Annotated in this window: 20 protein-coding genes; 6 read left to right on the forward strand and 14 right to left on the reverse strand. The window is 67.5% G+C overall.

Annotated elements, in window-relative coordinates; genetic code table 11:
- Positions 1 to 3 precede the first annotated feature (3 nt).
- A complete protein-coding gene (locus QC821_RS18565) occupies positions 4 to 495 on the forward strand; it encodes a methylglyoxal synthase (protein ID WP_309724522.1) in 492 nt (163 codons plus the stop codon).
- A gap of 62 nt (positions 496 to 557) precedes the next feature.
- Here QC821_RS18565 and QC821_RS18570 read toward each other — a convergent pair whose 3' ends face one another.
- The 3 genes from QC821_RS18570 to QC821_RS18580 form a co-directional block, all read right to left on the reverse strand.
- Positions 558 to 2,918, reverse strand: coding sequence for a DUF3141 domain-containing protein (locus QC821_RS18570; RefSeq protein ID WP_309724524.1), 2,361 nt, complete (start codon positions 2,916 to 2,918; stop codon positions 558 to 560).
- A gap of 267 nt (positions 2,919 to 3,185) precedes the next feature.
- Positions 3,186 to 4,994 (reverse strand): sodium-extruding oxaloacetate decarboxylase subunit alpha, encoded by a 1,809-nt coding sequence (oadA, locus tag QC821_RS18575; protein ID WP_309724526.1) that lies wholly within the window; start codon positions 4,992 to 4,994, stop codon positions 3,186 to 3,188.
- Positions 4,995 to 5,020: 26 nt separating this feature from the next.
- Entirely contained in the window at positions 5,021 to 6,436 is a 1,416-nt protein-coding gene (locus tag QC821_RS18580; RefSeq protein WP_309724528.1) for an acetyl-CoA carboxylase biotin carboxylase subunit, read from the reverse strand.
- Between the two features lie 75 nt (positions 6,437 to 6,511).
- On the opposite strand from QC821_RS18580, the gene QC821_RS18585 reads away from it, so the two are divergent.
- Together QC821_RS18585 and lipA are read left to right on the forward strand one after the other, a co-directional pair.
- A complete protein-coding gene (locus QC821_RS18585; protein WP_309724530.1) occupies positions 6,512 to 7,507 on the forward strand; it encodes a LysR family transcriptional regulator in 996 nt (331 codons plus the stop codon).
- Positions 7,508 to 7,889: 382 nt separating this feature from the next.
- A complete protein-coding gene (gene lipA / locus QC821_RS18590; RefSeq protein WP_309724532.1) occupies positions 7,890 to 8,963 on the forward strand; it encodes a lipoyl synthase in 1,074 nt (357 codons plus the stop codon).
- Here the strand turns inward: lipA and lipB are convergent.
- The 11 genes from lipB to QC821_RS18645 all read right to left on the reverse strand — a co-directional run bounded on the left by lipB (position 8,947) and on the right by QC821_RS18645 (position 19,326).
- Positions 8,947 to 9,648, reverse strand: a complete 702-nt coding sequence (lipB, locus tag QC821_RS18595; RefSeq protein ID WP_309724534.1) for a lipoyl(octanoyl) transferase LipB — start codon at positions 9,646 to 9,648, stop codon at positions 8,947 to 8,949. The genes lipA and lipB overlap by 17 nt on opposite strands.
- Positions 9,649 to 9,960: an HP0495 family protein gene (locus QC821_RS18600; protein WP_309724535.1), complete on the reverse strand. Its 312-nt coding sequence runs from the start codon at positions 9,958 to 9,960 to the stop codon at positions 9,649 to 9,651.
- A 112-nt stretch (positions 9,961 to 10,072) separates the two neighbouring features.
- A complete protein-coding gene (locus tag QC821_RS18605) occupies positions 10,073 to 11,281 on the reverse strand; it encodes a D-alanyl-D-alanine carboxypeptidase family protein (protein ID WP_422720128.1) in 1,209 nt (402 codons plus the stop codon).
- Positions 11,282 to 11,332: 51 nt separating this feature from the next.
- On the reverse strand, positions 11,333 to 12,313 hold the full coding sequence (locus QC821_RS18610) for a septal ring lytic transglycosylase RlpA family protein (RefSeq protein ID WP_309724537.1): 981 nt from the start codon (positions 12,311 to 12,313) through the stop codon (positions 11,333 to 11,335).
- The gene (mltB, locus tag QC821_RS18615; protein ID WP_309724539.1) at positions 12,292 to 13,350 is read right to left on the reverse strand and encodes a lytic murein transglycosylase B; all 1,059 of its coding nucleotides are present in this window, start codon (positions 13,348 to 13,350) and stop codon (positions 12,292 to 12,294) included. The genes QC821_RS18610 and mltB overlap by 22 nt, the downstream gene beginning before the upstream one ends.
- A gap of 43 nt (positions 13,351 to 13,393) precedes the next feature.
- A complete protein-coding gene (gene rodA, locus QC821_RS18620) occupies positions 13,394 to 14,551 on the reverse strand; it encodes a rod shape-determining protein RodA (RefSeq protein ID WP_309724541.1) in 1,158 nt (385 codons plus the stop codon).
- Positions 14,552 to 14,573: 22 nt separating this feature from the next.
- A complete protein-coding gene (mrdA, locus tag QC821_RS18625; RefSeq protein WP_309724543.1) occupies positions 14,574 to 16,481 on the reverse strand; it encodes a penicillin-binding protein 2 in 1,908 nt (635 codons plus the stop codon).
- A 33-nt stretch (positions 16,482 to 16,514) separates the two neighbouring features.
- Complete coding sequence (rlmH, locus tag QC821_RS18630; protein WP_309724545.1) at positions 16,515 to 16,982, reverse strand: 23S rRNA (pseudouridine(1915)-N(3))-methyltransferase RlmH; 468 nt, start codon at positions 16,980 to 16,982, stop codon at positions 16,515 to 16,517.
- A complete protein-coding gene (gene rsfS / locus QC821_RS18635; protein WP_309724547.1) occupies positions 16,979 to 17,341 on the reverse strand; it encodes a ribosome silencing factor in 363 nt (120 codons plus the stop codon). Before rsfS ends, rlmH begins: the two co-directional genes overlap by 4 nt.
- A gap of 55 nt (positions 17,342 to 17,396) precedes the next feature.
- Positions 17,397 to 18,065 carry a nicotinate-nucleotide adenylyltransferase gene (gene nadD / locus QC821_RS18640; RefSeq protein WP_309724549.1) on the reverse strand — a complete coding sequence of 223 codons (669 nt, stop codon included), beginning with the start codon at positions 18,063 to 18,065 and terminating at the stop codon, positions 17,397 to 17,399.
- Complete coding sequence (locus QC821_RS18645) at positions 18,046 to 19,326, reverse strand: glutamate-5-semialdehyde dehydrogenase (protein WP_309724551.1); 1,281 nt, start codon at positions 19,324 to 19,326, stop codon at positions 18,046 to 18,048. The genes nadD and QC821_RS18645 overlap by 20 nt, the downstream gene beginning before the upstream one ends.
- A 105-nt stretch (positions 19,327 to 19,431) precedes the next feature.
- Between QC821_RS18645 and QC821_RS18650 the strand changes: the two genes are divergently transcribed.
- From QC821_RS18650 to QC821_RS18660, 3 genes are read left to right on the forward strand one after another with little or no spacing between them, the layout of a single operon-like run.
- A complete protein-coding gene (locus QC821_RS18650) occupies positions 19,432 to 20,289 on the forward strand; it encodes a hypothetical protein (RefSeq protein WP_309724553.1) in 858 nt (285 codons plus the stop codon).
- Positions 20,286 to 21,230 carry a diguanylate cyclase domain-containing protein gene (locus QC821_RS18655; RefSeq protein ID WP_309724555.1) on the forward strand — a complete coding sequence of 315 codons (945 nt, stop codon included), beginning with the start codon at positions 20,286 to 20,288 and terminating at the stop codon, positions 21,228 to 21,230. The genes QC821_RS18650 and QC821_RS18655 overlap by 4 nt, the downstream gene beginning before the upstream one ends.
- Complete coding sequence (locus tag QC821_RS18660; RefSeq protein ID WP_309724557.1) at positions 21,227 to 22,633, forward strand: bifunctional DedA family/phosphatase PAP2 family protein; 1,407 nt, start codon at positions 21,227 to 21,229, stop codon at positions 22,631 to 22,633. The genes QC821_RS18655 and QC821_RS18660 overlap by 4 nt, the downstream gene beginning before the upstream one ends.
- Position 22,634 lies beyond the last annotated feature (1 nt).

The following is a 22,634-nucleotide window of genomic DNA, read 5'->3' on the forward strand; positions in this document are numbered from 1 at the left end:
GCCATGAGCCCCCTCCCCGACAATGACCTGCGCCCGGTCCAGCAGGCCAGCCGTACCCTGCCCGCGCGCAAGCGCATTGCGCTGATCGCCCACGACGGCAAGAAGGACGAGATGCTGGCCTGGGTCGAACGTTGGCAGTCGACCCTGGCCCAGCACCAGCTGGTCGGCACCGGCACCACCGCGCGGCGGATTGCCAAGGAGCGCGGGCTCGAGGTCGAGGGTCTGATGAGCGGGCCGCTGGGCGGCGACCAGCAGATCGGCGCGCGGATCACCGAGCAAGGCCTCGACCTGCTGATCTTCTTCTGGGATCCGTTCGCACCGCAGCCCCACGATCCCGACGTCAAGGCGCTGCTGCGCCTGGCCGCGCTGTGGAACATCCCGGTGGCCTGCAATGCGGCCAGCGCCGACTTCCTGATCTCCTCGCCCTATGTTGGCGAGGAAGTGGACATCGCCATCCCCGACGCTGGAGCCTGGGTCAGCGCCCGCGCCGACTGACAGGCATCACCTAACGCACCAACGCCGCCCTCATGGGCGGCGTTGGCGTTTAAGCAGCTGACTCACTCTTTATCGCTGGGCTTGTCGGCTGGTGCCTTGCGGGCCCGCGGCTTGGCCGCTGGCTTTTTCTGCGCAGACGGCGCTTTCCTGGCAGGCGCCTGCTTCTCTGCCGAAGGCTCCTTTGCAACGGACGCGGCCTCTTCGACCGGTGCGGCAACGGGCTTGGGAGCAGGCGCCGGGCGCGCCTCGGCGAAGTAGCCGCGCACCTCGTCGAGCCGTTCGTTGACGCCCTCGGCCTGAGGCCCGCTGGCTGCCAGCACATGCTCGAGATGCTCGAGGTGCTCGTCGATCTCGGCGTTGCTGCAGCTGGCCAGCAGCGTCGGGATGGCCGCCAGGGCCCGCGGGCGGTCGAGCTTGAGGATGAAGAACTGGTCACGCACCAGCGCCTTGAAGTCGGCCAGCTTGAGGCCCGGCTCGAGCTCATCCCGCGACGCCTTGAGGCGCTGGAAGTTGCGCTCGTCGGTGGACGGGGCTCCGCCGAGCACGTAGATCAGCGCACGCATCACCGCCTCGTGGCCGCCGCCCTGATCGATACGCTGGCACAGCTCGGCCTGGCGGTTATCGACGAAGCGGCGATGCTCCGGCTCGATGCCGGGACGCCGGCGCAGCGGCTCGCCGCCGATGCCAAGGCCGGCCACGGTCTGCAGCCACGGCTGACCGTACCAGCCCATGAACAGCTTCTCGGTGAGGCTGTCGCGCAGCTCGCGGTAGGCGTCGAGGCTGCCGCTGAGATGGTCGCTGGCGACGCTCTCGGCCAGGCGCCACGGGTTGTCGGCCTCCGCCACCTGGCGCTCCGCGCGTACGCGCTCGGCGATGACCGGGATCGGCACCATCAACGGGTTGCGATCGGAATAAAGCTTGTAGGCCAGGCGGATCGGATGCATGCGGCGGATCCAGCGCGCCGCTTCCGGCGTCATGATTGCCTTGAGCCACGGCTGCAGCAGCATCTGGTAGAGCCCCAGGTTGATCTGCGAGACCCGCTCCACGGTGGCGAAGCGGCGGTCGTCTTCCTCATTGGGCTGGACGATCTCATCGAGCTCCTTGACGTCGCGCGGGGTGAACTCGAGCAGGTAGTCGCCGTCGATATGCGCGGCATCCTTGCCCGACGGCGCGCGCTCGGTGACCTGGGTCTCATAGAGGCCCGGCGGCAGCACGTCGATGTAGTCCATGTTGGCGGTGAACTCGGTGTGCTCCTTGCGCGATACGCTGCCTGACACAAAGATGCCCAGGTGGCCGGTGGTGTCGTGTACGCAGTAGACGATGGTCTGCTCGTGGGCGTAGATATCCTCGACGTCGGCGTAGAGATCGCGCACCCAGCCCAGTGCCTGGGGCGGCGGCGTGATGTCGTCGCCCTTGGAGCAGAACACCACGATCGGCGAACGGATGTTGCGCAGGTCGATACGCCGCCCATCGCGGGTCGACAGCCCGGCGGTACTCAAGCGGTTGCCGATGAACAGGTTATCGACGATGTACTGGATCTCCTCGGCGCCGAGCACCACGTGCCCGCCCCACCAGCGCTCGAACTGCAGGTAGCGTTCGGCCTCGCTGTCGACGTTGGCGTAGAGCCGATACTGCTTGTCCCACAGGGTATTGGCCGGATTGAGCTTCTCGAAGTTCTGCACCAGTAGCGCACCGTCGAACAGCCCGGCGCCGAGGTCGCCGGCCAGCGCCGTCATCCAGCTGCCGCCGGTCATGCCGCCGGTGTAGCGCATCGGTGCACCGCCGCGCTCACCCGCCCAGTAGGAGAGCGGCGCCCCGGCGATCAGGATCGGACCGAACACCTCGGGCTCCAGCGCCGCGGCCATCATGATCTGCCAGCCGGCCTGGCAGTTGCCCACCACCATCGGCTTCTCCGAGACATCGGGATGGCGGGCGATCACCTCGCGCAGGAAGGCGATTTCGGCGTCAACCACGTCCTCTACGCTCTGACCCGGCTCGGGGAATGGCAGGAAGCCGATGAAGTAGCAGGGATGGCCGGCACGCAGTGCCACGCCGATCTCGCTGTCGGGCTTGAAGCCGCCGATGCCGGGGCCGTGGCCGGCGCGGGGGTCGACCACCACGAACGGGCGTGCCAGCGGGTCGACGTCGACCCCGGCCGGCGGCACGATACGCAACAGCTCGTAGTTGACCGGTCGCGGCAGATCGCGGCCGTCGAGCAGCACCTCGGACTCGAAGCCCAGCACATTGGGCTTGGTCTGCTCCATATGTTCGAGATACTGATTGCCGCGCTGGCGCATCACGTCGAGGTAGAGCACGCTGCGCTCGAGGCTGTCGCGCCAGTAGTCGACGCTGGCGCGGCCGATGCCGAGGGGATCGAACATCGCAAGCGACGCATTCATCATGGAACTAGCGGCCGGTAGCATGAGATCACTCCATAGCGGCGGAAAGTGGTAGCGTCATCACAGAGAGCAGAACCGCTCCAAACTGATCTGGCGGTAGGCCTACGAGGAGGCGCTGTAAACCCGTCCCTGGGCGCTACTTGCGCCATCCCTGGCGCAAACCTCCCCTTCGACCTACCGCCAGCGTTTCTTGCGAAGATCAGCTGCGATGACTCGAGTGAGGCCATTATGCCATCATGCTGCATTGCAATATAGACTAGTCGTTTCGCCTGATGCTTGCCAGTCGCCGCGTCACTCGATCTCCACCAGCACCTCGCCGGGCATCACCCGCTCGCCGCGTGCCACGTGCAGCGCGATCACCGTACCGGCGCGCCGCGCGTGCAGCTCGGTTTCCATCTTCATCGCCTCGGTGATCAGCACCGGCTGGCCCTCCTCGACCCGGTCGCCGACGGCCACCAGCACGTCGACGATGTTGCCCGGCATGGCGGTGGTCACGTGGCCGGCGCCGCTGGCACGGGCGCGGCCGCTCTCTGGCGGCGGCTGATAGCGGTCGCGGGGCTCGAACACCACCGCCTCGGGCATGCCGTCCAGGGTCAGGTAGACCTGGCGGCGTCCGCCGCGGTCGCGACCCACGCCGGTGATCTGCACGTTGTAGGACTCGCCGTGAACGTCGATCACGAATTCGGTGGGGGTGCCCTCGCTGACCGGCCGCTGGCCGACGTCCGGCGCCGGCAGCGGTTCGGGGATCAGGCTGCCGTCGCGGCGCCCCTGCAGGAAGTCGCGGCCGATGTCGGGAAACAGCGCATAGGTCAGCACGTCCTCCTCACTCTCGGCAAGGCTGCCGATCGCTTGGCGAAAGCGCGCCATCTCAGGCGGCAGCAGGTCCGCCGGGCGGCCCTGCTCGGCCGGCTCCTGGCCCACCGCCAGGCGCCGCAGCTCAGGGTCGGCAGGGGCCGGCGGGCGCCCGTAGCCGCCCAGCAGATAGCGCTTGATCTCGTTGCTGATGGTCTTGTAGCGCTCGCCGGTGAGCACGTTGGTCACCGCCTGGGAGCCGATGAACTGCGAGGTCGGCGTGACCAGCGGCGGATAGCCGAGGTCGGCACGCACCCGCGGGATCTCGTCGAACACCTCGCGAATCCGCGACAGTGCGTTCTGTTCGCGCAGCTGGTGGGCGAGATTCGACATCATTCCGCCGGGCACCTGGCTGACCAGCACGCCGATGTCCTCGCGGGTCACCTCGCTCTCGAAACCGGCATACTGGCGGCGCACCTCGCGCAGCCGGTCGCTGACCGCCTTGATCGCCTCGAGGTCGAGCCCGGTGTCGTAGTCGGTGTCCTGGAAGGTCGCCACCATCGCCTCACTGGCCGGATGGCTGGCGCCGCCAGCAAAGGCCGCACAGCAGGTGTCGAGATGACGGCAGCCCGCCTCCACCGCCTTGAGATGGCACTGCGCAGCCAGCCCCGACGTGGCGTGGGCGTGCAGGTGTACAGGCACTTCGACGGCATCCAGCAGTGCGGCGACCAGCTCGGCAGTGGCGTAGGGCGTGAGCAGCCCGGCCATGTCCTTGATGGCGATGGAGTCGGCGCCCATCGCCACCAGCCGGCGGGCGTCCTTGACGTACATCTTCAGGTCATGCACCGGACTCATGGTGTAGCAGATCGCGCCCTGGGCGTGCTTGCCGGCGGCCTTGACCGCCGCCATGGCGGTCTCCAGGTTGCGCAGGTCGTTGAGCGGGTCGAACATCCTGAAGACATCGATGCCGCCCGCCGCGGCGCGCGCCACGAAGGCCTCCACCACGTCATCGGCGTAGTGGCGGTAGCCGACCAGGTTCTGGCCACGCAGCAGCATCTGCAGCGGCGTGTTGGGCAGCGCAGCCTTGAGCCGCTGCAGGCGCTGCCAGGGGTCCTCCTTGAGAAAGCGCACGCAGGCGTCGAAGGTCGCCCCGCCCCATACCTCCAGCGACTCGAAGCCGATGGCGTCGAGCGCCGGGCACACCGGCAGCATGTCGTCGGTGCGCAGCCGCGTGGCGATCAGCGATTGATGGCCGTCGCGCAGCACCACATCGCTGAGGCGCACCCGGGTGTCGGGGTTGGCGGTCATGTCTCTCTCCCTGTCAGGGCGGTGGTTCATAGGCCGGCGTGGGCGGCGATGGCGGCAGCCACCACCAGCGCCACCTCGTCGGGATTACGCTTCACCGAGTAGTCGAGCAGCTCGGGGTGGCGCAGCACAAAGCCGGTATCGAAGGCGCCGCGGCGAAAGTCGGGGTGCTTGAGGATCTCCTCGTAGAGCGGCGCGGTGGTCTTGATGCCCTGCAGGCGCATGTCGTTGAGCGCCCGCACGCCGCGGTCGAGGGTCTCCTCCCAGGTCATGCCCCACACGATCAGCTTGAGGCACAGGGTGTCGAAGTGAGGCGGCAAACGATAGCCGGTATAGATGGCGGTGTCGGTGCGTACCCCGGGGCCACCTGGCGCATAGTAGCGGGTGATACGGCCGAACGACGGCAGGAAGTCGTTCTTGGGGTCTTCGGCATTGATACGAAACTCGATGGCGTAGCCGTGGTGGCGAATGTCCTCCTGGCGAAACGCCAGCTTGAGGCCGTAGGCGATGCGGATCTGCTCGCGCACGATATCGACCCCGGTGACCGCCTCGCTGACGGTATGCTCTACCTGGATACGCGTGTTCATTTCCATGAAGTAGATCTCGTTGCCCCTGACCAGGAACTCCACGGTGCCGGCATTCTCGTAGCCCACCAGCCGCGCCGCGCGCACCGCCAGCAGGCCGACGTAGGCGCGCTGCTCGGGGGTCAGCCGCGGGCTGGGGGCGATCTCCATCAGCTTCTGGTTGCGGCGCTGAATAGAACAGTCGCGCTCGAACAGGTGAATCACGCTGGCGTGGCGGTCGGCCAGCACCTGCACCTCGATATGCTGGCTGCCGACCAGGCACTTCTCGAGGAACAGCGCGCCGCTCGAGAAACGTGCATCGGCTTCTTCGCCGACCTGGTCCCAGGCCTGCTCGAGCTGGGCGGGGTCGTCACAGCGCCGCAGGCCGCGGCCGCCGCCGCCGTGGTTGGCCTTGAGCATCACCGGGTAGCCCAGCGCCTCGGCCAGCGCCAGCGCCTCCTCTACGCTTGCCAGCGGCGCCCGCGAACCCGGCGTGACGGGGATGCCCGCCTCGCGCAGGGTCTCCCGCGCGCCGCTCTTGTCGGCCATGCGCGCGATCACCTCGGCATCCGGGCCGATGAAGGCAATGCCCGCTTGGGCGCACAGCCTGGCGAAATCGGCCTGCTCGGCAAGAAAACCGTAGCCGGGATGCAGCGCATCGCAGCCGGTCTCGCGGGCCAGGTCGACCAGGCGCTGGGCATCCAGGTAGCCGTCCAGCGGGTCATCGCCGATGAAGTAGGCCTCGTCGGCGCGCTTCACGTGCAGTGCGAAACGGTCCGGTTCGGTGTACACCGCCACCGAGCGGATGCCCATCTCGGCGCAGGCGCGCTCGATGCGCACCGCAATCTCGCCGCGGTTGGCGATCAGCAGCTTGTGGAACATGGCGACCCACCCAAGCAAAGTTGATAGTATTTCAATGACCTATTCTGTCATAACCGACACCGCTTGGACGCCTCGATGACGCGACCCAGTCTGCTCAACCGCCTGACCTTCCGCCAGCTGCAGGTGTTTCAGGCCGTGCACCGCCAGCAGTCCTACTCGCGGGCGGCGGAGCAGCTCGGCCTGACTCAGCCGGCGGTCAGCGCGCAGATCCGCCAGCTCGAGCAGGCCCTCGAACAGCCGCTGTTCAAGTATGCCGGCAAGACCCTGCACGTGCTGCCCGCCGCCGATGCCCTGGCGAGTTCGGTACAGTCGATCTTCGGTCAGGTTTCGAGCCTGCAGATGGCGCTCTCGGAGATGGCCGGCAGCATCCGCGGCGAGCTCAACCTGGCGGCAGTCTCCACCGCCCAGTACGTGGTGCCGTATATCCTGGCGCGCTTTCGCGCCCTCTACCCCGAGGTGCAGATTCGCCTACGGGTATGCAACCGCGGCCAGGCCCTGGAGCGCCTCGCCGAGCGCCGCGACGACCTGGTAATCATGGGCATGGTGCCCGATGACCCCAACCTCACCTTCATGCCGATCCTCGACAACGAGATGATCCCGGTGGTGTGGCCGGAACACCCATTGATGCACAGCCCCAGCCCGACCCTCGACGACTTCGCCCACCACTATGTGCTGATGCGCGAGCCTGGCTCCGGCACCCGCAGCGCCTTCGAGGACTTCGCCTCCCGCGAGCGGGTGACGCTGGCCCACACCATCGAGATGGGTACCAACGAGGCGATTAAGCAGGGCGTGATGGCGCATCTCGGCGTGGCGGTACTGCCGCGCCTGGCCGTGCAGCTGGAACTGGCCGGCGGGCTGCTCGCCTCGCCGCCGCTGCCCGGATTTCCGCTGCGCCGCTCGTGGTGCACGGTGTATCCCAAGGACCGCCACCCCTCGCCGATCACCGAGCTGTTCCTGCGCTTCGTCCAGGAGCTGCTGCCGGAGCTCAACGCCCACTTCAGCGCCCCGCTGACGCCCCACCGCGGCCACTCGGTGGTCTGCCTGCCGGTACCCAAGGCACAAGGCAGTTAATTTGGGCAAGCACCGCTCGGGACTGATCCGCCGCCATCAGTGCCGATTGCGAGGACGCCGGGGGCAGGTCGGAGAGGAGGTTTGCGCCATGGGTGAGGAGCATGTCTCCGAACGGGCTGGCCATGGATGGCCAGCCCCGGTCCTGCAAGCGGAGCAGGATGCGAGAGCGCAGCAGGGCGCAAGGTAGCGCCCAGGGATGGGTTTACAGCGCCTCCTCTTAGGCCTGCCGACGGGTTAGCTCCGAGCTCGAGGCACGCTGGGGCATGCCAAGGGTACGAACAGCCGGGGCAGGCTGAACCCACCCCCGACCTTATGCTAAAGTGGCGCCCATATTGGTTCGGGTGACGCCGCCCGGGCAGCGAACAGAGAGGCGCGAATCGCTATGAGCAACAAGCCGTCGCAAGCCGTTTCCAGCGGGGCCAAATTCCGCAACGAGCACGGCATGTCCGTGATCAAGGATGGCATCAAGCAGCGCAGGCAGAGCGAAACAGCAGAGCCCCACGAGGGTGTCAGCAACGGCCGCAAGCCGCCCTGGCTGCGCATCCAGATCGCCGGCGGCGAACGCTTCGAGGCGGTCAAGCGCAACGTCAGCGAGCACCGCCTGAGCACGGTGTGCGCCGAATCGCACTGCCCCAACATGGGCGAGTGCTGGAGCAACGGCACCGCCACCATCATGCTGATGGGCTCGGTATGCACCCGCGCCTGTCGCTTCTGCGCGGTGGACACCGGCAACCCACGCGGCTGGCTCGATCATGAAGAGCCGCAGAATACCGCCAAGTCGGTGGAGCTAATGGGGCTGCGCTACATCGTGCTGACCTCGGTGGACCGCGACGACCTCGACGACGGTGGCGCCAGCCACTACGCCGCCTGCGTCCGCGCCATCAAGGCGCGCACCCCGGAGGTGGTGGTCGAGGCCCTGACCCCGGATTTCGACGGCGTGCACGACGCCATCGCCGACGTGGTGGATTCCGGCCTCGAGGTGTTTGCCCAGAACGTCGAGACCGTCGAGCGCCTCACCCAGCGCGTCCGCGATCCCCGCGCCGGCTACCGCAAGACCCTCGACGTGCTGGCGTTTGCCAAGCGCCACAAGCCCGAGGTGCTGACCAAGACCAGCCTGATGCTGGGCCTCGGTGAAACCGAAGAGGAGATCCTCGCCACCTTCGACGACCTGCGCGAGATCGGCGTCGACATCGTCACCCTCGGCCAGTACCTGCGCCCGACCAAGAACCACCTCCCGGTGGAGCGCTGGGTGACCCCCGAGGAGTTCGAGCGCTATCGCCAGTTGGGCCTGGAGCGGGGCTTCCTGGAAGTCGCCTCGGGACCGCTGGTGCGCTCCAGCTACCGCGCCGACCAGGTGTTCGAGAAGAACAACCTGGGGCTGGCCGCCCCGGCCAAGGTACCCGGCCAGCAGGCGCCCGCGGATGACGGCCTGATTCCGGTCACGCCGGTAAGCTGACCCCCTGCTGCAGGCGGCAGTGCTCCGGCAGCTCGCCGGGCGCTGCCCAGTCCAGGTCACGCCCCAACTGCTCACCCAGATGGCGCACCATGCCACGCGCCACGCTGTCCGCGTCCGGCGCCACAGAGACCAGGTCGCTGATGCGCGTCATCGCCATGCCGGCATAGCCGCAGGGATTGATACGCGAGAACGGAGTGAGATCGATATCGACGTTGAGCGCCACGCCGTGGAAGCTGGCACCGCGACGTATACGCAGCCCCAACGAGGCGATCTTGGCCTCGCCCACGTAGACCCCCGGGGCGTCCGCCCGCGCCGCCGCCGCAATCCCCAGATCCCCCAGCACGCCGACCACCGCCTGCTCCAGCGCGGTCACCAGCTCGCGCACGCCGAGCCGCGTACGGCGCACATCGAGTAACGGATAGACCACCAGCTGGCCGGGGCCGTGATAGGTCACCTGGCCACCGCGGTCAGTCTGTACCACAGGGATATCACCGGGCATCAGCAGATGCTCGGGCTTGCCGGCCTGGCCCTGGGTGAAGACCGGATCGTGCTCGACCACCCAGCACTGGTCCGGGGTCTCGGCGTCGCGCGTATCGGTCAGCTCGCGCATCGCCTGCCACACCGGCAGGTACGGCTGGCGACCCAGGCGGTAGACCTGTACAGGCGCGACGGGATGCTCGCTCATCTACAGCACCATGTGGACGCGGCCGGTGGCCTTGAGCGCGGCAAACAGTGCCTCGAGCTGGGGCTTGCCGGTGGCGACGATGGTCAGCCGCACCGACTGAAACTTGCCGTTGCGGCTGTCGACGACGCGAATCGACTCGCGGTCGAAGCCGGGCGCATGGGCCTCGACCACCTCAGCCACGCTGTCCTGAAAATCGTCGGCGGCATCGCCGACGATTTTCAGCGAATAGTCGCAGGGGAACTCGACGCGGGGGGCCGGCGTGGACGTCGCCGGGGTGTCGAGACGCAGGTCTCGCAGGGGCTTGTCGGCCATGATGCTGGGTACTCGAAACGGGAGTGTGACACCATTTTACGCAACCGAGCCGCTGCGACCAAGGCCGCCGCAAGCGGCGGCCCGGTGCAAGACTGCAGCGCTAGGCCATCGGTTAGCCAAACAGCCCGCTGATGAACTGGCGCACCATGTCGAAGACACGCTTGAAGATCCCGCCCTGTTCGACGTTCTCCAGGGCCACCAGCGGGCGTTCGCCGAGCACCTCGTCGCCGAGCTTGACCTCGAGCGTGCCGAGCTGGTCGCCGGCTGCTACCGGCGCGGTGATATCGCCGCGCAGGTTGAGACGTGCGGTGAGCTCATCGCTGCGGCCGCGCGGCACGGTCATCCTGACGTCGTTGTCGACACCCACGCGCACCTGGTTCTCGGCACCGCCCCAGATACGCGGCGTTTCGAGCACCGAGCCCGCCTCATAGAGGTTGAGGGTCTCGAAGTAGCGGAAGCCGTAGCTGAACAGCTTCTGGGTTTCCTGGGCGCGGGCTTCTTCGGAACTGGTGCCCATCACCACCGAGATCAGGCGCATGTCGTCGCGCTTGGCCGAGGCCACCAGGCCGTAGCCGGCCTCGGTGGTCCAGCCGGTCTTGAGGCCGTCGACGGTGGCATCGCGCCACAGCAGGCGGTTGCGATTGGGCTGACGAATGTCGTTGTAGTCGAAGTAGCGCTCGGCGTAGATCGCGTAGTGCTCGGGGTAGTCGTTGATGATGTACTGCGACAGCAGCGCCATGTCGCGCGCCGAGGAGTACTGCTCGGGGTCAGGCAGGCCGGTGGCATTGGCGAAGCTGGTGTTGTGCAGACCCAGGCGCTGGGCGTGCTGGTTCATCAGGTCGGCGAACGGCTGCTCGCCGCCGGCCAGGTGCTCGGCCACGGCGACGCTGGCATCGTTGCCCGAGGCGATGACGATGCCGTAGAGCAGATCGCGGATCGATACCTCGGTATCGACCTCGATGAACATCTTCGATCCGCCGGTGCGCCAGGCATTCTCGCTGACCCGCACCATGTCATCCATGTTGATGTTGCCGCGATCGAGCTCGCGCTCCACCAGATAGGCGGTCATCAGCTTGGTCAGGCTGGCCGGTGGCAGGCGCTCGTCGGCGTTATGCTCGACCAGCACCTCGCCGCTATCGGCATCCATCAGGAACCACGACTTGGCCGCCAGCTGCGGCGGCGAGGGAATCATGGTCTGCGGGCTGGGCTGCTGGGCCTGGGCCGACACACCCAGGGTCATCACCCCCAGGCTGGTCAGGCCGGCGGCAGCCAGCGGGAGCATCGAGCGACGCAAACCGGACAACAAGGCAAACACTTTCATTACACCCACTCTCAAAGAAGAAACGTCACAAGATTCACGACCCGCTTCGGGTCAGTCATTGATCACCAGGGTCTGCTCGAACCCCGCGCGGCGCAGTTCGTCGCGTAGCGGCTCGACCCGGCTGGCATCGCTCACCGGCCCGACCTGGACGCGATGCACGCTGGCATCGCTGGCCACCCGCACCGGCTGGTTGAGTTCGCTCTGCAGCCGCGACTTGAGCGCCTCGGCGTTGCTCGCCGAGCCGAGGGCCGCAACCTGCAGGAAGACCCCGCCGGCCTGCGACGCCCCGTTGTCGGAGGCAGCGACTTCCCTGGGCGGCGAGACCTGTGCCGCTGGCGCAGCCACCTGCTCGGCGCCATCGCGGGCCTGGCGCTGCACCTCGGCCACCTGCCGCTCGCCGTTGCCGCGATTCTGCTGCCAGGCCACCGGATCGATGGCCTCGACGCGCACCCGGCCGGTGCCGCGGCCCAGGATATCCAGCCTTGCCGCCGCCGCATAGGAGAGATCGATCTCGCGATTGTCATGGAAAGGCCCGCGATCGTTGACCCGCACGATCACCGAGCGGCCGTTGTCGACGCTGGTCACCTTGACGAAGCTGGGCAGCGGCAGCGAGCGGTGCGCGGCGGTCATCATGTACATATCGTAGATCTCGCCGTTGGCGGTGGCGTAGCCGTGGAACTTCTCGCCGTACCAGGAGGCAACGCCCTCGTTGCTGTAGCCCACCTCGTCCGAGAGCACCTGGTAGGTCTTGCCCCACACCTCGTAGGTGGATCGGTTGCCGCCCCGCGAGCGTGGCTCGACCCGCGGCTCGGCATCCGGCACGTTGGACACATCCGGTGGCAAGTCGGGGTAGGCATCGCGACTCATCGCATAGCGCCCGCTGGCGGTGCTGGTGGCCTCGTTCTGTGCCGAGCTGGCAGCGCCGCCGTCGCCAGCCCGCTGGGTACCGCCCCCATTGCTGGCACAGCCCGCCACCATCAGCAGCGCAGCCAGTGCGCCGGCCGTGCGAATCAGCTGTCGTGCTGAGCCCATGCACCCTCCTCATAGGCCTCGGCAATGCGTTCGGCCAGCTCGGTGACCGCCATGGCATACAGATGGCTGTGATTGTAGCGAGTGATCACGTAAAAATTGTGATGCCCGAGGCGGTAGTGATAGCCCACTTCCTGACTGTCGTCGTCGCGCAGGAAATCGAACGCCAGCGGAATCACCTGCTGCGGAGCATCGGCGTCGCGCTCCGGCTCGACGCCCGCCGCGGCAAGCTCGTCAAGGCCCGCATAGGGAGGACGCGTGGCGTTGAACTCGATGCCGTCGGGCAGGCTGTCGGGGCCGCTGGCCTCGCTCAAGATGGCCTCACCGGCGCGCCAGCGGTGCTCGGCAAAGTAGTTGCCGACGCTGCCGATAGCGTCCACCGGGTTGGTCCAAAGGTCGCGGATGTCGTCGCCATCGAAGTCCACCGCATAGGCGCGGTAGCTGGTGGGGATGAACTGCGGATAGCCCATGGCCCCGGCATAGGAACCGTACAGCGAGCCGGGTTCCACGCCCTCCTCATAGGCGATTTCGAGAAACGCGGCCAGCTCGCCGTGGAAGAAGCGATGGCGGCTGGGATGGTGGAAGGCCAAGGTCGACAGCGAGTCGAGCACGCGGTGACGACCGGTGAACTGGCCGTACTTGGTCTCGACACCGATGATCGCGGCGATCACCTCCGGCGGCACGCCATATTCGGCCTCGGCGCGGTCGAAGGCATCCTGATGGGCATCAATGAAGGCCGCGCCCTGCAGGATACGGTCGCGCTGAAGGAAGATCTCGCGGTACTCGTCCCAGCGCAGGCGGCGCTCGGCGGCGCCCTCCATGGCGTCGAGCACGTCCTGACTGAAGTCGGCCTGGCGCATGGCCGCCTCGGCCCAGTCGCGCGGCACGCCCTGCTCGCCGAGCTGTTCAACCAGCGCAGCGACCGCGTCATCGGACGTCGGGTCGAAATCGTCGGCCAGGCTCGCCGACGCCATCAGTGACAACCCCACTGCGGCCAGCACGCTGCGCGCGCCCCTTCCCTGAATTGCAGACACCGTCATCGGTCGGGCAGCTCCTTGCTGAATCTTTCGCTGGAACACCGCCTCAGCGTGGCAGCAGGCGGCGGTGGGCATGAATCGACATGAGAATACCGAAACCGGCCATCAAGGTCACGCTGGAGGTGCCACCATAGCTGACCAGCGGCAAGGGCACGCCGACGACCGGTAGAATACCGCTGACCATGCCCACGTTGACGAAGACATAAATGAAGAACGTCAGCACGATACTGCCCGCCAGCAGGCGGCCAAAACAGTCCTGTGCAGCGTTGGCCAGCCACAGCCCGCGGATGATGATCAGCAGATAGAGCGTCAGCACCACCAGCATACCGATCAGGCCAAACTCCTCGCCGAGCACCGCGACGATGAAGTCGGTATGTCGCTCGGGGAGAAACTCGAGCTGCGACTGGGTACCCTGCAACCAGCCCTTTCCCACCAGCCCGCCGCTGCCGATGGCGGTGGTCGACTGGATGATGTTCCAGCCTGCGCCCAGCGGATCGCTCTCGGGGTTGAGAAAGGTCAGCACCCGCTGGCGCTGATAGTTGTGCATGTTGATCCACAGCAGCGGCAGCGCCGCGCCGGCCAGCACCACCAGAAAGGCGATGAAGCGCCACGACAGCCCGGCCAGCAGGATCACGAATACTGCGGCACAGATCACCAGCAGCGAGGTGCCGAGGTCTGGCTGGCGCGCGATCAGCATGACCGGCACCACCATGATCAGGCCACACACCAGCAGGTCGATCCATCTTGGCGGCAGCTCACGGCGACATAGATAGGCGGCGAGCATCATCGGCATCGCCAGCTTCATCAACTCGGAGGGCTGGAAGCGCACCACCCCGGGAATGACCAGCCAGCGCTGCGCCCCCATGCCCATGTCGCCCATCACCTCAACCGCGACCAGCATCGCCAGCGCCGCGCCGTACAGCAGCGGCGCCCAGCGCAGCAGCGTGGTGGGTGACAGCCGCGCCAATACCATCAGCACCACCAACCCCAGCCCAAAGCGGGTCGCCTGGGCGATCACCGTTTCCAGGCGCTGGCCGCTGGCACTGTAGAGCACCAGCAGGCCGGCACTCATCAGCACCAGCAGCAGCAGCATGATCCAGGGGTCGATGCGCAGCTTGGTCCACACGCTCTTGCGGCGCGACATGCCGCTTTCTGGAGGGCGTACCGGATAGCCTCGCAGGCCCCGGGTAATATCACCGAGCATCGTCAGCGTCCTTTCCTGAGCATCAGTTACCCGCCACGCTGGCGTCGTCGTTTTCCATCTCTTCGCGCAGCTCCTCGACGTCCAGCGCTTCGTCGTCGAGCAGCCAGGCATCGCTCATCGCCCGCGCCAGATGAGCCGCATGGGTGCTGCCGCCACCGGCGTTCTCGACGATCACCGACACCGCAATCTGCGGATCCTCGATCGGCGCATAAGCGACGAACAGGGCGTGATCGCGCAGCCGCTCGGCGAGCTCATCGGCATCGTAGCGCTGGTCCTGGCCCAGCGAGAACACCTGGGCGGTACCCGACTTGCCGCCCATGCGGTAGTCGAGATCGACCCCGGTACGCCGCGCGGTGCCTTCGCTGCCGCTGAGCACCTTCTCGGCACCCGAGAAGACCCGATCCCACCACTCCTCGCTGTCGAGCACGATGTCACTCAGGGTCTCGGGCAGCACGGCCCCCTGCTCGTGGTCGCCGATGCGCTTGGCCATACGCGGCTTGACCCACTTGCCGCGGTTGGCCAGCACCGCGGTTGCGGCCGCCAGCTGCAGCGGGGTTACCTGCCAGTAGCCCTGGCCGATACCCACCGAAATGGTTTCGCCGGGATACCAGGGCTGATTGAAGCGACCGCGCTTCCACTCCCGTGACGGCATCAGCGCAGCGCTCTCGCCGAACACGTCGTGACCGACCCGCTGGCCGAAGCCGAAGTTGGTCATGTGCTCATGCAGGCGATCGATCCCCATCTCATGGGCCAGGGTGTAGTAGTAGGTGTTGTTGGAGACCTCGATGGAGCGCTCCATGTCGACCCGGCCGTGGCCCCAGCGCAGCCAGTTGCGATAGCGGCGCGTATCGCCAGGGAGCTGGAAATAGCCGGGGTCGTTGATCACTCGATTGGGCGTGATCACCCCTTCGGCGAGCCCGGCGATGGCCAGAAACGGCTTGACGGTCGAGCCCGGCGGGTACTGGCCGCGGATCGCGCGGTTGAACAGCGGCAGGTCGAGATCGTCCTGCAGCGCCTGATAGGAGGCGACGTCGATGCCGGTGACGAAGCGGTTGCTGTCGAATCCCGGCGCCGAGACCATGGCCAGGATCTCGCCGCTGGCCGGCTCGATGGCGACGATCGAGCCGCGCCGGCCGTCGAGCAGCTCATAGGCCAGCTTCTGCATGTCGCGGTCGATGGTAAGGGTCAAGTTCTCGCCCGGCACCGGGTCGGTGCGCCCCAGCTCGCGCAGCACCCGGCCGCGGGCATTGGTCTCGACCTTGCGCAGCCCGGCCTGACCGTGCAGCACATCCTCGTAGAAGCGCTCGACGCCGGTCTTGCCGATGAAGTGGGTGCCGGCGTAGTTGCCCGGATCGAGGGTCGCCAACTCCTCGGCATTGATACGCCCCACGTAGCCCAGCGCGTGGGACAGCATCTGGGCATCCGGATAGTAGCGCAGCAGCTGCGCCTCGACCTCGACCCCTGGCAGGCGGTGGCGATTGAGTGCCAGGTGGGCGATCTGCTCCTCCTCAAGATCACTCATCAGCAGCGCTGGCTGGAACGGCCGAGTGCGCTGTCGCGAACGCTCGCGAAACGCCTCGACGCCCTCCTCTGGTAGCGCCAGCAACTCCACCAGCAGGTTGAGGGTGGCGTCGAGGTCCTCGACGCGCTCGCGCACCAGCATCAGGTTGTAGGTGGGGCGATTCTCGGCCAGCAGTTGGCCGTTGCGGTCATAGATCAACCCGCGGGTCGGCGGCAGTGGCTCGACCCGCACGCGATTCTTCTCCGAACGGGTGATGTAGACCTCGTGCTGGGTCACCTGCAGGTAGGCAAGGCGGCCCATCAGCGTCGCGGTCAGCGCCACCACCACCAATAGCGCCAGCAGCGAGCGCAGTCGGAAAATACGCACTTCCTGATGCGTGTTCTTGAGTACATGGCGACGATCACGCATGGAGCGAACTCGAGAGTTGAAACAAGAAACACCTCAACGGTGGTAGGGATGCCCTACCAGCAGCGTCCAGGCGCGATACAGCTGTTCGGCGAGCAGGATGCGCACCAGCGGATGCGGCAGAGTCAGCGGCGACAGCGACCAGCGCTGGTCGGCACTCGCCGAGAGCCCCGGCTCGATACCGTCGGGACCGCCCACCAGCAGCGCCACGTCGCGCCCGGCGAGGCGCCAGTCGGCGGCCTGCTCGGCGAGCTGCTCGGTGCTCCAGGGCTTGCCGCCGACCTCCAGCGCCACCAGTTGCTCGTTGCCCTTGAGCCGCTCGCGCATGCGCTCGCCTTCGCTGGCCACGGCGCGGGCGATATCGGCGTTCTTGCCGCGCGCGCCGGGGGCAATCTCGATCACCTCGAGGCTGAAGTCACGCGGCAGGCGCTTGCGATACTCGCCGACGCCCTGCTCCACCCAGCCCGGCATCTTGGTGCCTACCGCCAACAGCTTGAGCTTCACACACGCTCCCCGCGCACCTCGGCCTCGCCGTCGCTGGGCAGGTCCGACCACAGCCGTTCGAGGTCGTAGAGGCGCCGGGTCTCGACCAGCATCACATGCACCACCAGTTCGCCGAGATCCACCAGCACCCAGTCGGAGCCGGCCTGCCCTTCGACACCCAGCGGCTGCAGGCCGTGCTCCTTGGCGGTTTCCACCACGCGATTGGCCAGCGCCGAGACATGCCGCGTCGAGGTACCGCTGGTCACCACCATCAGGTCCGTCACGCTGGTCAGGCGCGACACGTCGAGGGTGGCGATATCCTGGCCCTTTAGGGACTCGAGGGCATCGATCACCAGTGTCTTGAGGTCGTCAATCTGCATAGTGTGCGTGGGGCTCCTGGTGCGTAGCGGAAATCACGGTCATTGACCCACCATTCTACCGCTCGTGGCGGTAGAGGCCCAGTGCCATGATGCGCCGCTCCACCGCCTCGGGTAGCAGATAGCGTACCGAACCGCCGTGGCACAGGCGCTGGCGCACCTCGGTCGCAGAGATCGCCATGCGCGTGGGCAGCGAGAGCCGCAGCAGCCCGCCGGCCGGTGTGGCAAAAAGCGCCGCCGGGTCATCGACCTCGCGGCCGGCAACCAGTTCGCCAAGCGTGTGCGGCAGCGGCTGGTGATGATCGGGCCGCGCGATGACCACCAGATGCGCCAGCTCGAACAGCCGCTGCGGCTGATGCCAGTCGGCCAGCTTGAGGAAGGCGTCGTGGCCCAGCGCCATCACCAGCCGCGCCGACTCGCCGTACTCTGCGCGCAGGCTAGCCAGGGTGTCGGCGGAGTAGGAGGGGCCGTCGCGGCGGATCTCGCGGTCGTCGGCAACCAGCCGCGGCGTGTCGCCGATGCCGTGCTGCAGCAGCGTCAGGCGCTCATGGCTGGGCACCCCAGGCGCCTCGCGCAGCGGCGGCTGATGGGCGGGAATCATATGCACCCGGTCCAGGCCGAGCGCATCGACCAGCTCCACGGCGCTGCGCAGGTGCCCAAGGTGCACCGGATCGAAGGTGCCGCCGAGCATCGCCACCCGCACGGTTTCACTCACGGATATGCCCATCCCCGAACACCACGTACTTGCGGGTGGTCAGCCCCTCGAGCCCCACGGGGCCCCGCGCATGCAGCTTGTCGGTGGAGATGCCGATCTCGGCGCCGAGACCGTACTCGAAACCGTCGGCAAAGCGCGTCGAGGCGTTGACGATCACCGAGCTGGAGTCGACCTCGGCCATGAAACGGCGTGCCAGGGCGTACTGCTCGGTGACGATGGCGTCGGTATGCTGCGAACCGTAGCGGTCGATATGCGCCATGGCCGCGTCGATACCATCAACCACACGGATCGCCAGTACCGGCGCCAGGTACTCGGCGTGCCAGTCCTCCTCGGTGGCCGCGACGGCCTGGGGCAGGATCTCGCGGGTCCGCGGACAGCCACGCAGTTCGACATGATGCTCGGCGTAGGCGGAGGCGAGCCGCGGCAGCAGCTCGGCGGCCAGCGGTGCATCCACCAGCAGCGTCTCCATGGTGTTGCAGGTGCCGTAGCGGTGGGTCTTGGCATTGAGCGCGATAGCCAGCGCCTTGTCGTGGTCGGCCGTGGCATCGATATAGACATGGCAGACGCCGTCGAGATGCTTGATCACCGGCACCCGCGCCTCGCGGGTAATGCGTTCGATCAGCGACTTGCCGCCACGCGGAATGATCACATCGACGTACTCGGGCATGGCGATGAGCCGCCCGACCGCGGCGCGATCGGTGGTGGCCACGACCTGCACCGCGGCCTCGGGCACCCCGGCCTCGGCCAGCCCCGCCTGCAGGCAGGCAGCGATGGCAGCATTGCTGTCGCGCGCCTCGGAGCCACCGCGCAGAATGCAGGCATTGCCCGACTTGAGGCACAGGCCGGCCGCCTCGACGGTGACGTTGGGGCGCGATTCGTAGATGATGCCGATCACGCCCAGCGGTACGCGCATCTGCCCGACCTGAATGCCGCTGGGCCGGTAGCGCAGGCCGTCCACCTCGCCCACCGGATCGGGCAGTGCGGCGACCTGGTGAAGGCCTTCGATCATGGCGTCGATACGTGCATCGGTCAGCGCCAGGCGGTCGAGCAGCGCCGCATCCAGGCCGTTCTCGCGACCCCGCACCAGATCAGCCGCATTGGCCGCCAGCAGCCGCGGTCGTGCCTGCTCGAGCTGGGCCGCGGTGGCCAACAGGGCGGCATTCTTGCGCGCGGTATCGAGACGCCGTAGCGTGACGCTGGCGGCACGGGCCTGCTGACCCAACTGATCCATGTAGGCAACGACATCGGTGATGGCAGCGGTATGGTGTGACATGCCCTGGCGAAACTCCTGATATAAGGGTGTACGGCGGCGATGACCGACAGGCTGAAAAGGCTCATGATACAGCGAAGCAGACCAATATAAGGCACCATGGAGAGCATGTACAAAGTCCGCGGTTTTCGCCTCACCCTGCTGGCCGGCGCCGTGCTCTGCGCGACAATGGCCGTCACGCTGGATCTCGGCGCGGTGCAACCGCTGCTATGGATCACGGCACTGTGGCTACTGGCCACCGCCGCCCTTCTGCAGCACCGCCTGTACTGGCCGGCGCGCATGCCCTGGCAGCTGGTGCCGAGCCTGCTGCTGGCAAGCCTGCTGACACTCGACCCGGACTCCTTCGGGGTGTGGATGTGGGCCTTCGCGATTCTGATGATGCTGCCCCAGCCGCGCTGGATGATGGCCCTCAACGTGACCCTGGCCGCATTCGCCTGGTGGCAGGTGGCCGCCACGCTGCCCCGCGCCGAGGCCAACATCAGCGGCGCGGCGCTGGCTCTGCTGATGCTGGCCGGGGCCGCCCATGCCGTGCAGCTGCGCCCGCTGTGGCAGCGGGTCAGCCAGCGCCAGCGGCTGATCCCGGGCCTGCGCCTGTGGTCGGCCCAGCGCCTCGAGGAGTCGCTGGCCCGCGAGCGCACCCGCAGCGAGCGCGACCCGTTGCACGGTGAACTGCTGCTGGTCCGCAGTGCCGGGTACCGCTGCTGGCGGCTGGCGCAGCGCCTGGCCGAGGCCAGCCACTCTTTCGAACACTGCTACCGCCTCGACCGACGCACCCTGGCGATCACCCTGGTGGGCCGCGATCCCGCCGCGGTTCGCCAGCGCTGCCAGGCCCTGCTGAGCATGCTGCCCCAGCGAGACCTGCGTGCCCGCACCCTGCCACTGAGCGACAGCGAGCGCCTCGAGGAGGCGCGCGAGGCGCTCGCTGAGCAGAAGGCCCCGCTGGTACACGACGAGGCCTGCCCATGACGCCACGCCTCGAGCCTTCACCGTCGCGGCTGTTCGTGCTGGTCTACCTGCTGACGGCCCTGTTTGCCGCCGCCCAGGCCGGCTGGCACTACCTGATGGGCCACTACGACTACATCCTGCTGCCCAGTATCGGCGCCCTGCTGCTGCTGGCGGCGGCGGTGGTACGCCTTGCCAATCATCTCGCCCAGCGCATGGCCTCCTACATGCTGATCAGCACCGGCTACCTGCTGCTGACCGTGGAGCTGATACGGCTCGAACGGGTCGCCGACCTGTGGCTGGGGCTGCCGCCGGTGCTGGCGCTGCTGCTGCTGCCGCTGGGCCCGGCGCTGGTGCTCAACCTGCTGCTGGCCCCGCTCTGGCTGCTGTTGATGGACATCGAGATGAGCCTGCGACAGGCCACCCTCAGCTACCTGACACTGGTAGCCCTTTGCACCCTGGCTCCCTGGGAGCAACTGCGCCACCACGCCCTGCTGCGCGCCACCGACCCCAACGATCCGCAGTGCGAGGCGCTGACGCCCAGCGCACTCGAGGAGACCCTGCAGAGCGAGCTGGCGCGCTCCCAGGCACTCGAGCGGCGCCTTAGCGTGCTGGTCATCTATCTGCCGCAGCTCGAGATGGCCGGCGAGCAGTTCGGCCAGCGCCTCTACCGCCACATGTTGCAACGTTTCTGCCAGGTGGCGCACCATACCTGCCGCAGCCATGACAGCCTCGGCCGCGCCGAGGGCAACCTGTTCTGGCTGGTACTGCCGGATACCGGAGACAACGGCGCCCTGATGGTCCGCAACCGCCTGCTGGCAGCGCTGGAGCGCTGTGTCCTGGCTGAGACCGGGCCACTCACCGCACGCATCGCAGTGTGCACCCCGCAGCCCAGCGAACGCTGGCTGGCCTTCGAACAACGCCTCCTGCGCAGGGGGCACGCGCTGACGGAGTCCGCGTCTTGAATATTGCCGACTGGCTCTACCAGTTGACCCCATCCCCCGCCCTGCTGCTGCTGATCATCGCCGTGATTGCGCTACTCGAGTGCCTGGCCGTGGTCGGCCTGATCATGCCCGGCGTGCTGCTGATGACCGCGGCCGCCTCGCTGGCCGGCCACCAGGACCTGGCGATCCCCCTGGTGCTGCTGGCCGCCTTTCTCGGCGCCCTGGTCGGCGACGGCCTGAGCTTCGCGCTTGGCCATACCCAGCGCGAGCGCGTGCCGCGACTGTGGCCGTTCTATCGTCATCCGGAGTGGCTGGCCCGCGGCGCGCGCTTCTTTCAACGCTACGGCACCCTGTCGGTGATCTTTGCCCGCTTCGTCGGACCGGTGCGCCCGGTGATCCCGATGATTGCCGGCATGCTGCACATGTCGCCGCTCGCGTTCTTGTGGGCTTCACTGCTGTCGGCGCTGCTGTGGGCACCGGCCTATGTGCTGCCCGGCTACCTGCTGGGCCGCACCTGGCAGCAGCTACTCGACATTCCCCCCGGCACCCAGCAGTGGCTACTGGCCCTGGCGGCGGTGATCGCGGTATTGGCGCTGGTTTTTTCGTGGCTGCGTCACCAGTTGGCCCGCGGCGGCCGCGTCTACTTCGCCTTCGCACGGCTGGCCCGCGGCGCGGCCTGGCGACGCCGGCTGTGGATGCGCCTGCGCGCCCGGCGGCCACGCGGCGAGTTCCCGCTGGGTTCGCTGTGCCTGCTGGTCGTGTCGCTGACGGCGCTATGCACCTGGACGCTGATCGTGCTCGACCACCAGGGGCCGATGGTGATGGACATCCAGATCCAGGGCATGGCCGCGGCACTCGACATGGCCTGGGTCGCCACCGCCAGCGAGCTGATGGCCCGTACCGGCGACACCTACGGTGTACTGGCGCTGTTCCTGCCCTGGGGGCTATGGCTGCTGTGGGCGCGACACTTCTCGGCCTTCCTGCACCTCAGCGCCGGCCTCGGCGGGATCGCCGTGGCCAACACCCTCTTCAAGCAGCTGGCCGGGCGCGAGCGACCGGACTTCCCGGAGTACCTGGCCGGCTCGCTGGCCTATCCCAGCGCCCACGCCTCCACCGCCGTGGTGCTGTTCGGCCTGGCGGCCGCCTTTGTCGCCCAGGAACTGCCGTCACGCCACCGCGTGTGGGCCTACTGGGTGGCGATCGTGCTGGCAGTGCCGATGGCGCTTTCACGCCTGACGCTGGGCGTGCACTGGGCCAGCGACCTGATCGGCGGTGCGCTGCTGGGGCTGGTGGTCTGCGCACTGGTGCGCATCAGCTATCACCGTTTCGCCCACCGCTCGCTGGCCCCGGCCCCCTGGATCAGCCTGGCCGCGGCCTCGCTGGTGCTGCTGGCCATGCGCCTGGCCTGGCTGCCACCCACCTGAG

This window comes from Franzmannia qiaohouensis (assembly GCF_031451695.1).
Lineage (GTDB): Bacteria > Pseudomonadota > Gammaproteobacteria > Pseudomonadales > Halomonadaceae > Franzmannia > Franzmannia qiaohouensis.

Bases quoted from the DNA above. Each gene is read 5' to 3' on its own strand.
- oadA (WP_309724526.1), bottom strand. From the start codon at position 4,994: ATGACCGCCAACCCCGACACCCGGGTGCGCCTCAGCGATGTGGTGCTG.
- rodA (WP_309724541.1), bottom strand. From the start codon at position 14,551: ATGCTCGGTGATATTACCCGGGGCCTGCGAGGCTATCCGGTACGCCCT.
- QC821_RS18650 (WP_309724553.1), top strand. From the start codon at position 19,432: ATGTACAAAGTCCGCGGTTTTCGCCTCACCCTGCTGGCCGGCGCCGTG.
- lipA (WP_309724532.1), top strand. From the start codon at position 7,890: ATGAGCAACAAGCCGTCGCAAGCCGTTTCCAGCGGGGCCAAATTCCGC.
- QC821_RS18570 (WP_309724524.1), bottom strand. From the start codon at position 2,918: ATGCTACCGGCCGCTAGTTCCATGATGAATGCGTCGCTTGCGATGTTC.
- QC821_RS18580 (WP_309724528.1), bottom strand. From the start codon at position 6,436: ATGTTCCACAAGCTGCTGATCGCCAACCGCGGCGAGATTGCGGTGCGC.
- mltB (WP_309724539.1), bottom strand. From the start codon at position 13,350: ATGACGGTGTCTGCAATTCAGGGAAGGGGCGCGCGCAGCGTGCTGGCC.
- rsfS (WP_309724547.1), bottom strand. From the start codon at position 17,341: ATGCAGATTGACGACCTCAAGACACTGGTGATCGATGCCCTCGAGTCC.
- QC821_RS18585 (WP_309724530.1), top strand. From the start codon at position 6,512: ATGACGCGACCCAGTCTGCTCAACCGCCTGACCTTCCGCCAGCTGCAG.
- nadD (WP_309724549.1), bottom strand. From the start codon at position 18,065: ATGGGCATATCCGTGAGTGAAACCGTGCGGGTGGCGATGCTCGGCGGC.
- QC821_RS18610 (WP_309724537.1), bottom strand. From the start codon at position 12,313: ATGGGCTCAGCACGACAGCTGATTCGCACGGCCGGCGCACTGGCTGCG.
- QC821_RS18655 (WP_309724555.1), top strand. From the start codon at position 20,286: ATGACGCCACGCCTCGAGCCTTCACCGTCGCGGCTGTTCGTGCTGGTC.
- mrdA (WP_309724543.1), bottom strand. From the start codon at position 16,481: ATGCGTGATCGTCGCCATGTACTCAAGAACACGCATCAGGAAGTGCGT.
- QC821_RS18600 (WP_309724535.1), bottom strand. From the start codon at position 9,960: ATGGCCGACAAGCCCCTGCGAGACCTGCGTCTCGACACCCCGGCGACG.
- QC821_RS18565 (WP_309724522.1), top strand. From the start codon at position 4: ATGAGCCCCCTCCCCGACAATGACCTGCGCCCGGTCCAGCAGGCCAGC.
- QC821_RS18645 (WP_309724551.1), bottom strand. From the start codon at position 19,326: ATGTCACACCATACCGCTGCCATCACCGATGTCGTTGCCTACATGGAT.
- QC821_RS18605 (WP_422720128.1), bottom strand. From the start codon at position 11,281: ATGAAAGTGTTTGCCTTGTTGTCCGGTTTGCGTCGCTCGATGCTCCCG.
- lipB (WP_309724534.1), bottom strand. From the start codon at position 9,648: ATGAGCGAGCATCCCGTCGCGCCTGTACAGGTCTACCGCCTGGGTCGC.